Genomic DNA, 12,643 nt, shown 5'->3' with positions numbered 1-12,643 from the left:
AAGCGACAAAACCGGCCTGTCCCGTGCTCAAGCAGGCGACGCTGTCGACGCTGCTATCGAAGCCATCGTCGGCTCCGTGAAGGGCAATGACAGCGTTCAGCTCGCTGGCTTCGGCACCTTCTACGCCAAGCACCGCGAAGCACGCGAAGTGCGCAACCCGCGCACCGGCGAAAAGATGATGTCCAAGGCACGCACCCAGGCGGCTTTCCGCCCGGCCGCTGCGCTGAAAGACATCTAAGATTACCCCACAGGGTTCTTAGAGAAACGCCGCCGAGCTCAAGCCCGGCGGCGTTTTTTCTTGCCCGGTTGTCAGCGCCCTAATCAGGCGGCGTGAGCGCCCGAATTATTGGCGCGCACCCGCTTCAGGCTCTCGGCGATGCGGAAGGCCATATCCAGCGCCTGGTCGGCATTGAGGCGCGGATCGCAATGGGTGTGATAGCGCGAGGCCAGATCGGCCTCGGTCACGGTCTTGGCGCCGCCCACACATTCGGTCACATCGCGGCCGGTCATCTCGAAATGAACACCGCCCGGATAAGCGCCTTCGGCGTAGAGCACATCCATGAAGCCCTCGAGCTCGTTGAGGACCTTGTCGAACTCGCGCGTCTTGTAGCCATTGCCCGTCTTCACGGTATTGCCGTGCATGGGATCACTCGACCAGACGACATTCTTGCCCGCCTGCGTCACCGCCCGCGCCAGCGCCGGCAGTTTTTCACGTACATTATTGGCGCCCATGCGAGTGATCAGGACCAGACGGCCCGCCTCATTGTTCGGGTTGAGCGCGTCGATCAGAGGCAGCAGCACGTCCGGCGTCATCGTCGGACCGCATTTCACACCGACCGGATTGGCGATGCCCTGCGCGTATTCGACATGGGCGTGGTCGAGCTGACGGGTGCGCTCGCCAATCCAGATCATGTGCGCAGACGTGGCGTACCAGCGACCGGAATTGGGATCACGTCGGGTCAGCGCTTCCTCGAACGGCAGGTGCAGGGCTTCATGGCTGGTGAAGAAGTCGACGCTTTCCAGCGACGGGGCGCTGTCACGGCCCACACCACAGGCCTTCATGAAGTCCAGCGCCTCGGAAATGCGAGAGGCGGTTTCCGCATAACGCTCTGCCGCCGGGCTGTCCTTGACGAAATCCAGCGTCCACTGGTGCACATTGTTGAGGTCAGCATAACCGCCCGAGGCAAAGGCACGCAGCAGGTTCAGCGTCGAAGCGGACTGGTCATAGGCGCGGATCAGGCGCTCCGGATTAGGCTCGCGTGATTCCGGGGTAAAGGCTGCATCATTGACGCTGTCGCCACGATAGCTCGGCAAGGAAACGCCATCACGGGTCTCCATGTCGGCCGAGCGCGGCTTGGCGAACTGCCCGGCAATCCGGCCAACCTTCACGACCGGCTTGGAGGCGGCGAAGGTGAGCACCACGGCCATTTGCAGCAGGACACGGAACGTATCCCGCACGCCTTCGGTGGAGAATTCCTTGAAGCTCTCCGCGCAATCACCGCCCTGGAGCAGGAAAGCGTTCCCCGCCGTCACATCCGCCAGCTGCTTGCGCAGGCGGCGCGCTTCTCCGGCAAACACCAGTGCAGGCCGAGCTGACAGTTCACCGATCACGCGATCAAGCGCCGCCTGATCCTTGTAGTTCGGCATCTGCAGAACGGGTTTTTCTCTCCAGGAACGGGGGGACCAGGTCATGTTACTCAGCCGCTTTCAACTCCGGGGGTGTCCATTTCTCATTCATGGTCACCAGCTCTTCTGCACTTGTCGGATGCACAGCGCATGCCGCGTCATACTGATCCTTGGTCAAACCCGCCTTCACCGCAATACCTGCGAGCTGGATCATCTCCGGAGCATCGGGGCCAACAATATGCACGCCGAGCACCCGCTGGGTGTCCCCATCAACCACCAGTTTCATCATCATGCGGGACTCGATATTGGTCAGGGACAGCTTCATTGGACGGAAGCTGGTCTTGTAAATATCGATATTTTTGAACTCTTTACGCGCATCGGCTTCCGACAGACCGACCGAACCGACCGGCGGCTGGGTAAAGACCGCCGAGGCAATGTCGGAATGGTCATAGGCCGTCGGCTTGCCGCCAAACACCGTTGCTGCAAATGCCGCACCCTCACGGATCGCGACTGGCGTCAGATTGACCCGGTTGGTCACATCGCCCACCGCATAGATGTTGTCGACGCTGGTCTGGGAATAGGCATCGACCTGGATTGCCCCGTTCTCAGCCAGCTCGACGCCCGCCTTTTCAAGCCCGAGCCCTTCGACATAGGGGTTACGCCCGATGGCATACATAACCACATCGGCATCCAGTTGCGTCCCGTTGGTGAGATGGACGCGTTTCTTGCCGCCGCCGATATCTTCAATCTTTTCAAAGACTGTATGGGTGATCACCCGGACACCGGAACGGACCAGCTCGGAATGAACCTGGCTGCGGACATCATCATCGAAGCCGCGCAGCACCGTATCGCCGCGATAGACCTGACAGACATTCGAGCCCATGCCCTGGAAGATCTGCGCGAATTCACAGGCGATATAGCCACCGCCGGCGATAACGACATGCTCAGGCAGCGTCTCTAGATGAAACGCCTCGTTGGACGTGATGCCCAGCTCCGCGCCCTCGATGTCAGGCACGAACGGCGCTCCGCCGACTGCGATCAGGATCTTGTCGGCCGTGACGGTCTTGCCGGTATTGACCAGGCGGATGGTGTGCGCATCCTCGAACACGGCCCGGTCCGCAATGACCTCAACACCGGAATTGGACAGGTTTCGCCAGTAGATACCGGAGAGACGGTCGATCTCGGCATCCTTGGCCTCGATCAGGTTTTCCCAGCTGAACGTACTCTCGCCAACATCCCAGCCAAAGCTCTCAGCGAGCTTGAACTGCTTGGAGAACTCGCTGGCGTAGACGAGCAGTTTCTTGGGCACACAGCCACGGATCACACACGTACCGCCGACGCGATATTCCTCGGCCACGGCAACCTTGCCGGCGCCGTGACGCTTGGCCATGCGCGCCGCGCGCACACCGCCGGAACCGGCGCCGATAACGAAGAGGTCGTAATTGTATTGGGTCATTTGATCCGCCTACAACTCCATCACCCGGGCCTGATTGTCCTCACCGACAATCACGACGCGAGCGAGATTGATAAACAGGCCATGCTCGACAACGCCGGGAATGGCCTTGAGCGCCTGGTCGACTGCGCGGGCATCCGGGATGGCCTCGCAAGCACAGTCGAGTATGTAGTTGCCGCCATCCGTGATGAAAGGGGCGAGCCCGTCACCCTTTCGGCGCAAGTGTACGTCGGGCTGTTTCACCCCGGCCGAGCGCAGGCCGTCGAAGATCTGCTTGGCGGCGATGGAAAAGCCGAAGGTGTCGACTTCGACTGGCAGCGGGAATTTCCCCAGCGTATCCACAAGCTTGCCTTCATCGACGATGACCACCATCAGGTCTGAGGCCTGGGCGATGATCTTCTCGCGCAGATGCCGTCCGCCGCCGCCCTTGATGAGCTGAAAGCGGCCGTCCACCTCGTCAGCGCCGTCCACGGTCACCGCGATGTGATCGACATGATCGACGTCGACCAGCGGTACACCGAGCTCGCGGGCCAGATCGGCGGTCTGCTCCGAGGTCGGCACACCCTTGATGGAAAGCCCGTCCTGAACCCGCTCGGCCAGGAGGCGGACGAAGATTTCCGCCGTCGAGCCGGAACCGAGGCCGATCGTCATACCGTCTTCGATATAATCCAGCGCCGCTGCGGCGGCATGGGTCTTCTGGCGATCGCTCATTACTCGATCCCGCCGAGGAGGACGTAGCGCAACTCGGTGAACTCTTCGACACCCCACTTGCCGCCTTCGCGGCCGATGCCACTTTCCTTTACCCCGCCGAACGGTGTCGAGGCAGCGCCGACCATGGGCGCATTGACGCCGATCATCCCGTACTCGAGTGCTTCGGTCATACGGTGAATGCGGGTGACATCATTGGTGTAGAGATAGGCGGCCAGCCCATAGGGCGTGTCATTGGCCAGCTTGATGATCTCATCCTCGGTCTCGGCGCGGTAGATCGAGGCCACCGGGCCGAAGATTTCGAAACAGGCCAGATCCATGGACGGGTTGCCACCCTCGATCAGGGTCGGCGCATAGAATGCCCCACCCAGCTCGTCGGTCAGCGGCTTGCCACCGGCCAGGATCGTCGCCCCGCTGTCGCGAGCGTCCTTCACCAGCGCGTCGACCCGTTCAACGGCCTCATGGTGGATCAGCGGGCCGATATCGGTGGAGCCATCAAACCCATCGCCCGGCTTGAGGGCATCAACGCGCTTTTGCAGCGCCGCGACCAGCGCATCTGCAATGCCCGGCTGGGCGATGATGCGGTTGGCGGAGACACAGGTCTGACCGGAAACGCGGTACTTCGAGGCAATGATGCCATCGGCCGCGACCTCGGGGTCAGCATCATCCATAACGATAAAGGGCGCATTGCCGCCGAGCTCGAGCGCGACGCGTTTCACACCATCGGCCGCCTGACGCATCAACAGCTTGCCGACTGCGGTGGAACCGGTGAAGCCGATCATGCGGACGTCCGGCGCTTCCGTCATAACCGGGCCAAGCTGTTCGGCATCACCGCAGATCACGTTGAAAACGCCCTTGGGGATACCGGCGCGCTCAGCCAGGACGGCCAGAGCCAGAGCGGACAACGGCGTTTCCGGTGCCGGCTTGATCACCATGGTGCAGCCCGCAGCCAGAGCCGGGGCGCATTTGCGGGTGATCATGGCATTGGGAAAGTTCCAGGGCGTGATGCAGGCGACCACACCGATCGGCTGGCGCGTGGTCCAGCCGCGCGTGCCCGGGAACGGCGTTGCCATGGTTTCACCGTGGATGCGCTTGGCCTCTTCCGCTGACCATTCGATAAAGCTGGCGCCGTAGACCACCTCGCCTTGCGCCTCGCGATAGGCCTTGCCCATCTCCAGCGTGATCAGGGCTGCCAGGTCATCAACATTTTCCAGGATCAGCTGGTGCCAGCGCATTAGGAGCGCTGCACGCTGGAAGGGCGATGTCTTCTTCCAAGTCTCGAAGGCCCGCGATGCTGCGGCAACCGCCTGGCGCGCACCAGCAGCCCCGACATCGGCGACATCGGCCAGCAAGGCATTATTGGCCGGATTGGTGACGGCAAAGCTGGCACTGCCCTCCACCCATTCCCCATCGATATAGGACTTGGTCTGCCACAGGCTTTGATCCTTGAGGCGTTCGGCGGCGGAGGTCAGTTCGGCAACACTCATGGGGCGGCTCTCCCTTGGGATACCGGAGCGGACGATAGCCGCACCGGCCATTTCTCATTCTGTTCAAAAGGCACACGCGGATGCGGTGCGGCAAGCGTCGATTGATCCGGCGCCGGTCTCACCTGCCGGATATAGGCGGCGGCGGCGGGCTTCGCACCCTATTCTTCACCCAGACGGCTGAAAGCAGGCACACGGCTGTCTTCCTCCAGGGTGACCCCCGGGCCGATTACGACATGGGGTTCGATAACCACATCGCGGGCAAAGCCCGTGTCATGAGCGAAGAAAACGGTTTCCGGTGCGACCAGCGTTACGCCCGCCGCCATCGCCTCGGCCCGCTTGCGTTGCTGGAAGGCCGCCTCCGCATCAGCGAGGTCAGTGCGCGAATTGACGCCCAGAACCTCTCCGGCATCGGCCTCAACCACAACGGCCTTGTGACCGTCAGCGCGCGCCAGCCCGACGACGTCCGTCAGGTAGTACTCGCCATTGGCATTGTCATTGGTCACCCGAGAGAGCCACTCGAACAAAAGCTTGGCCGGCGCGGCCAGCACCCCGGAATTGACCAGGTTGACGGCGCGTTCCTGCGCGTTGGCGTCCTTGAACTCGACAATCCGGTCCAGATGGCCGGTGTCGTCAGTTATCAGCCGGCCATAGGCGGCCGGGTCTTCCGGGCGAAAGCCCAGGACGGCCACGCCAGCCCCCTCTCCCAGCGCGGCAAACACGCGCTCCACGGTCTCCGGCCGGATCAGCGGGGTATCGGCATAAAGGACGATGGCATCACCCTCGAACCCGGCCAGAGCATGCTGGGCGGATTGCACGGCATGCCCGGTCCCTTGCGGCGGGTCCTGCAGGGCCGTGTCGCAACCCAGCGCTTCGGCCGCGGCCTTAACGGCCGGGGAGTGCGCACCATAGACCACGAGAGTTTTCGCGGCATGGCTCTGATGAGCGAGTTCCACGCTCCAGTCCAGCATGGCCCGGCCGCCAACAGCGTGCAGGACCTTCACGGTCTTGGATTTCATGCGGGTGCCCTGGCCGGCGGCGAGGATGACGGCTGCGCGCGCACGCGTCATGCAACCCTCCTTTTGCGATCAATAGGATGCGGATGTGTATTCGGGCTATAGCCTATCCGGACTAAGCGCGTAAGCATGCTTTTGACAACAATCGACAAGGCCTTCCGATCATGCCGCACTCCCTGGCCCCAGAGCTGTTTTCCCAGGCCTCGATCGCTTTCGATCTCGACGGCACGCTGGTCGACACCGCGCCCGACCTGGTGCGCGCCCTCAACGCCGTGATTCGACCACGCGGGCTGAGCGATGTCCTGGTGGACGATGTCCGCGCCATGGTCGGCCGGGGCGCCCGCGCGCTTATCGAGCGGGCCCATGCGCGCCAGGGTGTCGCGTTGGAGGATGAGACCGCGGTCGCGCTGGTGAGCGAATTCATCGAGGTCTACAAGGCCGATGTTGCGGCGGAGAGCCGGGTCTTTCCCGAGGTCGAGGAAACCCTGGCCGCCATGCAACAGGCCGGGGCCAGCCTATCGGTGTGTACCAACAAGCCGTCCGTACTGTCCGATCTATTGCTGCAGAAGCTGGGGTTGAGCCGCTATTTCGACCGGGTCATCGGGCCAGAGCGCACGGCGGCAAAGAAGCCGGCGGCGGATCATGTGCACGATGCGCTGGGTCAGGGTCACCGCTATGCCGGCATGGTCGGCGACAGCGCGCCCGATGCCGACGCGGCCCGGGCGGCCGGCGTGCCCTGTCTGATTATGAGCTATGGTTATAGCGAACAGCCGGCCGGCTCGCTGGGAGCCGACCGGCTGATTCATGAATTCAGTCATGTACCTGAATCGCTGGCTGCCCTGTGGCAGCCAAGGTCTGCTTAGGCCGTACGGCGCTCGCGACCCTGATCGTTAGCCGGGCGCGGCGGCATGCCGTTCACCAGGTTCGAACGGACGTCGGTACGAGCCGAGCGCATTGCCGGCATGAAGCCCGCATCGACCAGGTCGACAGACACGTCATAGCCGCGCTCCGCCCAGTAGGCTTCAATGCGGGATTTCAGGCGACGCGCGCCATCCGGCGTGCACAGATCGTTACTCATCAACAAAACCTCCTACGCGGCCGGAAAAGCTTCGGCCGGTATTGATTTCCAATCCGGTGGAATTCGGGGCCCACGCCTTGGGCACCCCGGTGTGCGCGGGGTGATATAGGGGCTGGCGGAATATGACGAGAGCATGAAGGTGTGTCAAGTTGTCGCACCCAAGATGAAATGCAGATGCTGTTCAACTCCCGCATGTAGTTGACCCGTCGGATGGCCGTGCGTATTAAGCCGCTTTCCGGAATTCCGGGCGATTAGCTCAGCGGGAGAGCACCTCGTTCACACCGAGGGGGTCACTGGTTCAATCCCAGTATCGCCCACCATTTCCACCCTCTTTTGCAACCAGATGCAGCCATCAAGGCGATTCCGGACGGAATGCCGCATGGTGTTTCTGCCCGCAATACTTGCGAAACGTTCTCAATAGTGGCATCCAACCGGCGAAACAGACCGATTGGACCTCAAATGCGCTTTCTGATTCCAGCCCTCGCCGCGGCCACGGCATTGACCGCTTGCAGCCAGTCCGCTCCCTCTGGCGAGGAGAGCGAAGCTCGTTCCGTCAATCTCTACACGGCGCGGCACTACTCCAGTGATGAAGCCGTCTATGCAGACTTCACCGCAGCCACCGGTATCGAGGTCAATGTGCTTCAGGCCAGCGGCGATCAGTTGATCGAACGGGTTCGGGTCGATGGCGAGCGCAGCCCGGCCGACATTATTCTTACCGTTGATGCCGCCCGCCTGCATCGCGCCGAAGAAGCCGGCCTGTTCGCGGTCAGCGATTTCTCCAACATCGACGGTATTGCGGCCAATATGGTCGACCCGGATGGACACTGGGTTGCCTTTGCGTCCCGCGCCCGCGTCATCGCCTATTCCAATGATCGCGTCGAAGCCGGCGAGATCACCTCATACGCCGACCTCGCAGATCCGCGCTGGGAAGGCCGGATCTGCGTGCGCAGTTCGGGCAATGTCTACAACCAGTCGCTTCTGGCCGGCCTGATCGCCCATGAAGGTGAGGAAGCCGCCGAAGCCTGGGCCGCAGCGATTGCCGCCAACCTGGCCCGCGCACCGCAGGGCGGTGACCGAGACCAGCTCCGCGGTATTGCGGCGGGTGAATGTGATGTGGCGATTACGAACCACTATTATTACGCCATGATGGCGCGTTCGAATGATGAAGCGGACCGCGCGGTGGCGGCGGCTTCGACCCTGGTCTTCCCGAACCAGGAAACGACCGGCACGCACGTCAACATCTCCGGCGCCGGCATCGCGGCCAACGCCCCCAATGCCGAGGAGGCCCGGATTTTCATTGAATACCTGCTGTCAGCCGACTCCCAGCGCAAATTTGCTGAAATGACGAATGAATTCCCGGTCATCGCCGACTCGCAATGGGACAATGACGTCCTCGCAGGAATGCTGCCCTTCACCGCGGATGACATCGCCATTGATGTCCTGGGCGAGAATAACGCCGCCGCGCAACGCGTCTTTGATCGCGTCGACTGGCCGTGAGTTCAGGCCGCACTGTCAAGGCAACAGCCCGGCCGGCATTGACGCCCTTTGCCGTGCTGGCCGCCCTGGTGTGCGCGGCGCCCATTCTGGCTGTCGCCTGGATTGCCCTGTCCGGCGGAGCAAGCGACTACCTTCTCCACCTCGCTGAAACCCGGCTGCCGGTGTATCTGCTGACCTCGGCTCAGGTCGGCCTGATCGCTGCCGCCGGCGCGGGAGTGATCGGGACAGGACTGGGCTGGCTCATCGCCCGCTGTACCTTCCCCGGCCGCGACATCCTCTCGTGGGTTCTGGTTCTGCCACTGGCCATGCCGGCCTATGTCGCCGCCTATGCCTGGCTGGACCTGAGCCAGGCCGGGGGTCCGCTTGATGTCGCGACGGCGGGGCTCTTCCCGACCATTCGCGGCGCCTGGGGCGCCGGGCTGATGTTCGCCCTGGTACTCTACCCTTACGTCTACCTGCTGGCCCGCGACGCCTTTGCCGCCCAGTCAGCCGACGCCGTGCAGGCCGCCCGGACACTCGGAGCCAGCCCCCTCACAGCCTTCCGGCGTGTCGCCCTGCCCATGGCCCGCCCGGCCATCGCCGCCGGCCTGGCGCTGGTCATCATGGAGAGCCTCGCTGATTACGGCACAGTGAGCCATCTGGGCGCGCCTACCCTGTCGATTGGGCTGATCCGGGCCTGGTCAGGCGCGGGCTCGCTACTCGATGCAGCCCGGCTCTCGCTGGTCCTGGTGCTCATTGCCCTGTTCATCTTTTCGCTGGAACGCGCCCAGCGACAACGCGCACGGACCAGCGCGGCATCGGGTCGGCACCGCCCAGCCACACGATTGCAGCTGACCGGATGGACGGGCATGGGTGCCCTCACCCTGTGCGCCCTGCCGCTGCTGCTCGGCCTGGTCATTCCCCTCGCCCGCCTGGGCTGGCGCGCGCTGAACGCGGCCTATACGCCGGACGTCATGGAAGCGGCCGCCAATTCGCTCTTCCTGGCCGGGACAAGCGCCCTCATCGCCGCGGGCCTCGGCCTCCTGACCGCCTATGCCCTGCGCACACGCGGACGCATCGCCACCGGCGCGGCCCGGCTCGCCGGGCTGGGCTATGCAGTGCCGGGCGCCGTAGCGGCGGTCGGCGTGCTGGCCATCCTTTCCGGCATCCAGGGCTGGCTCGACCCGCTCTGGCGCGGAATGACGGGCGAGGTCTTCCCGATCCTGCTCACGGGTGGTGCCGGCGCCCTGATCTTTGCCTATCTTTCGCGCTTCGCTGCGGCGGCCATTGGCCCGGCTGAAACCGCGCTGGGACGCGTCACGCCGACACTGGACGGGGCGGCCCGCACATTGGGTGCCACGGGCTGGACCCTGCTGCGCCGCGTGCACTGGCCGCTGATTGCCTCCGGTGTCGCCGCAGCCGGACTGCTGGTCTTTGTCGAAGTGCTCAAGGAATTGCCGGCGACAATGATCCTGCGTCCTTTCAATTTCGATACCCTGGCCGTCACGGCCCACAATTTCGCGTCGGATGAACGTCTCGGCGAAGCCGCCCTTCCTTCCCTGGCGATTACGCTGACCGCCCTGCTTCCCATGGCGCTCGTTGCCCGCTACCTGTCGCAGGACGCGAAGTCCGGGGAACGCGATGACTGATCTGACGGTACGTGGTGCCTGCCGCACCTTTGCCGGCGAGCATGCGGCGCTGAAAGGAGCGGATCTGGACCTGCAACCGGGCCAAGTCACAGCCTTGCTCGGCCCGTCAGGCAGCGGCAAGTCGACCCTGTTGCGGGCCATTGCAGGGCTGGAACAGCTTGATATCGGCGAGATCCGTTTCGGTGACACCGTCTGGAGCGAGGCCGGCACCCATTTGCCGCCGGAACAGCGCAAGGTCGGACTGGTATTCCAGGACTATGCCCTGTTTCCCCACATGAACGCGCTCGACAATGTCGCCTTCGGCCTCACCGGTTCCGACCGCAAGGCCCAGGCCATGGTCCAGCTCGGAGCGGCTGAGCTGGGCGACAAGGCCCGCAAATTCCCGCACGAGCTTTCCGGCGGCGAGCAACAACGGGTCGCCCTGGCCCGGGCCCTGGCGCCCAAGCCGCAAGTCATGCTGTTGGACGAACCCTTTTCCGGCCTTGACCGGCGCCTGCGCAGCGCTGTCCGCGCGCGCACCGTGGCCGCGCTGAAACGGGCCGGCGCCGCTGCCCTGATTGTGACCCATGACGCCGAGGAAGCGCTCGACGTTGCCGACACGCTGGCCCTCATGCTCGATGGTGTCATCGTACAGACCGGAACGCCGGAAGACGTGTGGTTCAAGCCGGTGAGTGCCGCGGCCGCGCGCCTGGTCGGCGATGCGAATGTCCTGTCCGGCGAGGTCGAGGCTGGCAGGGTCGAAACCCCGTTCGGCGCCCTCGCCTGCCAGGATATCGAACCGGGCAAGCCAGTTGATGTCATCATCCGGCCGGCCGGCCTGATCGCCGTTGATGGCGAAACATTTGAAGTCGTGGAAAGCCGCTATGCCGGCGCCGAACGGCAGCTGAGCCTGAAAGCGGCTGACGGCGCTCTCTGGTACGCCAACGCACCGGCTGCGAGCGCCCTGAGGGCGGGCGACCGGACAGGGCTAGAGCTGGACACGGCCTTTACGCATATCGTCGCCAACCGCTCCTGATGCAGAATACAAAAAACCCCGCTCAATCGAGCGGGGTTTCTGCAACTTCTGGCGGAATGAGCGCTCTTAAGCGTCTTCCATCACCTTGCCGGAGCGCGCATCCTCGATACGGTTACGAGCGATCTCGTCGGCGATGATGTTGGACGGGCGGCCTTCCTTGTCGGACAGATCGAGGATCTCGCCGAGGGTCTTTTCCAGACCCACCAGCTTGTTCTCGACCCAGCCGCTATCATAATCGCTGGCCGGCTTGCCCATGATGCCGATACCAATCTCGCTCATCACATTGATGATGCCGCCGGCATTGAGGACATAATCCGGCGCGTAGATCTTGCCGCGCTTTTGCAGCTCGGCACCCATTTCGCGGGTCTTGAGCTGGTTATTGGCGGCACCGGCGATGATCTTGGCCTGGATCTGGTCGATCGTGTCTTCATTGATGACGGCGCCCAGCGCACACGGTGCGAAAACATCGACGTCGAGACCGTAGATCTCATCAAGACCGACAATCTTGGCGCCGTGCTCGGCTTCCAGCTCCTTCAGGCCCGGCTCGTTGATGTCGGTGATGAACAGCTCAGCACCAGCATTGGCCAGATGGCCGCAGAGATAGGCTCCGACATGGCCGGCTGCGCCCTGAACGGCGATACGCACGCCGGACAGGTCGGACTTGCCGAGGCCGCGCTCGACGCAGACCTTCATGCCGCGGAACACGCCCTCAGCGGTCACCGGTGACGGATCGCCGGTCGCCGCCTGGCCTTCCGGCAGGCCGACCACATTCTTGGTCGAGGAGCGCACGGCCATCATGTCTGCCGGGCTGACACCGACATCTTCCGCCGTGATGTACTGACCACCGAGGCTTTCAACGGCGCGGCCGAAGGCCTCGAACAGCGCCTTGCGGTCAAAATCGCCCTCCGGCTTCATGATCACAGACTTGCCGCCACCGATGGGCAGGCCGGCCATGATGTTCTTGTAGCTCATGCCCTGGGACAGGCGCAGAACATCTTCCAGCGCTTCGGCCGAGCTGGGATAGGACCACATGCGGCAGCCGCCGGCGCCGGGGCCGGTTGCGGTGGAGTGCACGCCGATGATGGCCTTGAGGCCGGTCTTCTCATCGGTCGCAAACAGGATTTTTTCGTGGTTGTCG

Annotated in this window: 12 protein-coding genes and 1 tRNA gene; 6 read left to right on the top strand and 7 right to left on the bottom strand. The window is 63.5% G+C overall.

The genetic code is table 11. The annotated features are described in order from the left end of the window. Positions 1 to 238: HU family DNA-binding protein (locus tag Q1V51_RS07210; RefSeq protein ID WP_300554649.1), on the top strand; the 238-nt coding region annotated here is incomplete at its 5' end. Between the two features lie 83 nt (positions 239 to 321). On the opposite strand, the gene Q1V51_RS07205 is transcribed toward Q1V51_RS07210, so the two are convergent. The 5 genes from Q1V51_RS07205 to Q1V51_RS07185 form a co-directional block, all read right to left on the bottom strand. After that, on the bottom strand, positions 322 to 1,692 hold the full coding sequence (locus Q1V51_RS07205; RefSeq protein ID WP_300554646.1) for a class II 3-deoxy-7-phosphoheptulonate synthase: 1,371 nt from the start codon (positions 1,690 to 1,692) through the stop codon (positions 322 to 324). A 1-nt stretch (position 1,693) separates the two neighbouring features. Then, on the bottom strand, positions 1,694 to 3,082 hold the full coding sequence (gene gor / locus Q1V51_RS07200) for a glutathione-disulfide reductase (RefSeq protein ID WP_300554643.1): 1,389 nt from the start codon (positions 3,080 to 3,082) through the stop codon (positions 1,694 to 1,696). Positions 3,083 to 3,091: 9 nt separating this feature from the next. After that, positions 3,092 to 3,790, bottom strand: coding sequence for a ribose-5-phosphate isomerase RpiA (gene rpiA / locus Q1V51_RS07195; RefSeq protein ID WP_300554640.1), 699 nt, complete (start codon positions 3,788 to 3,790; stop codon positions 3,092 to 3,094). After that, on the bottom strand, positions 3,790 to 5,274 hold the full coding sequence (locus Q1V51_RS07190; protein WP_300554637.1) for an NAD-dependent succinate-semialdehyde dehydrogenase: 1,485 nt from the start codon (positions 5,272 to 5,274) through the stop codon (positions 3,790 to 3,792). Before Q1V51_RS07190 ends, rpiA begins: the two co-directional genes overlap by 1 nt. Positions 5,275 to 5,432: 158 nt before the next feature. Beyond that, on the bottom strand, positions 5,433 to 6,341 hold the full coding sequence (locus Q1V51_RS07185; protein WP_300554635.1) for an NTP transferase domain-containing protein: 909 nt from the start codon (positions 6,339 to 6,341) through the stop codon (positions 5,433 to 5,435). Between the two features lie 110 nt (positions 6,342 to 6,451). Here Q1V51_RS07185 and Q1V51_RS07180 point away from each other — a divergent pair, with 110 nt between their 5' ends. After that, positions 6,452 to 7,150 carry an HAD hydrolase-like protein gene (locus tag Q1V51_RS07180; RefSeq protein WP_300554632.1) on the top strand — a complete coding sequence of 233 codons (699 nt, stop codon included), beginning with the start codon at positions 6,452 to 6,454 and terminating at the stop codon, positions 7,148 to 7,150. On the opposite strand, the gene Q1V51_RS07175 is transcribed toward Q1V51_RS07180, so the two are convergent. Further along, positions 7,147 to 7,365 (bottom strand): phosphoglycolate phosphatase, encoded by a 219-nt coding sequence (locus Q1V51_RS07175; RefSeq protein ID WP_300527915.1) that lies wholly within the window; start codon positions 7,363 to 7,365, stop codon positions 7,147 to 7,149. The two genes, Q1V51_RS07180 and Q1V51_RS07175, sit on opposite strands and share 4 nt — an antisense overlap. 245 nt (positions 7,366 to 7,610) lie before the next feature. Here Q1V51_RS07175 and Q1V51_RS07170 point away from each other — a divergent pair. From Q1V51_RS07170 to Q1V51_RS07155, 4 genes are all read left to right on the top strand, one after another. Beyond that, positions 7,611 to 7,685: transfer RNA gene (locus Q1V51_RS07170), tRNA-Val, on the top strand. Between the two features lie 139 nt (positions 7,686 to 7,824). Next, a complete protein-coding gene (locus Q1V51_RS07165) occupies positions 7,825 to 8,862 on the top strand; it encodes an extracellular solute-binding protein (RefSeq protein ID WP_300554629.1) in 1,038 nt (345 codons plus the stop codon). After that, positions 8,859 to 10,490, top strand: coding sequence for an iron ABC transporter permease (locus tag Q1V51_RS07160; RefSeq protein ID WP_300554627.1), 1,632 nt, complete (start codon positions 8,859 to 8,861; stop codon positions 10,488 to 10,490). The genes Q1V51_RS07165 and Q1V51_RS07160 overlap by 4 nt, the downstream gene beginning before the upstream one ends. After that, the gene (locus Q1V51_RS07155; protein WP_300554624.1) at positions 10,483 to 11,505 is read left to right on the top strand and encodes an ABC transporter ATP-binding protein; all 1,023 of its coding nucleotides are present in this window, start codon (positions 10,483 to 10,485) and stop codon (positions 11,503 to 11,505) included. The genes Q1V51_RS07160 and Q1V51_RS07155 overlap by 8 nt, the downstream gene beginning before the upstream one ends. A 66-nt stretch (positions 11,506 to 11,571) precedes the next feature. Here the strand turns inward: Q1V51_RS07155 and Q1V51_RS07150 are convergent. Beyond that, positions 11,572 to 12,643, bottom strand: a 1,072-nt coding sequence (locus Q1V51_RS07150; protein ID WP_300554621.1) for a Glu/Leu/Phe/Val dehydrogenase dimerization domain-containing protein, incomplete at its 5' end; no start/stop codon positions are given.

The sequence above is a fragment of the Maricaulis sp. genome, from assembly GCF_030149235.1.
GTDB lineage: Bacteria > Pseudomonadota > Alphaproteobacteria > Caulobacterales > Maricaulaceae > Maricaulis.
This window is presented reverse-complemented; position numbering and strand designations above follow the sequence as displayed.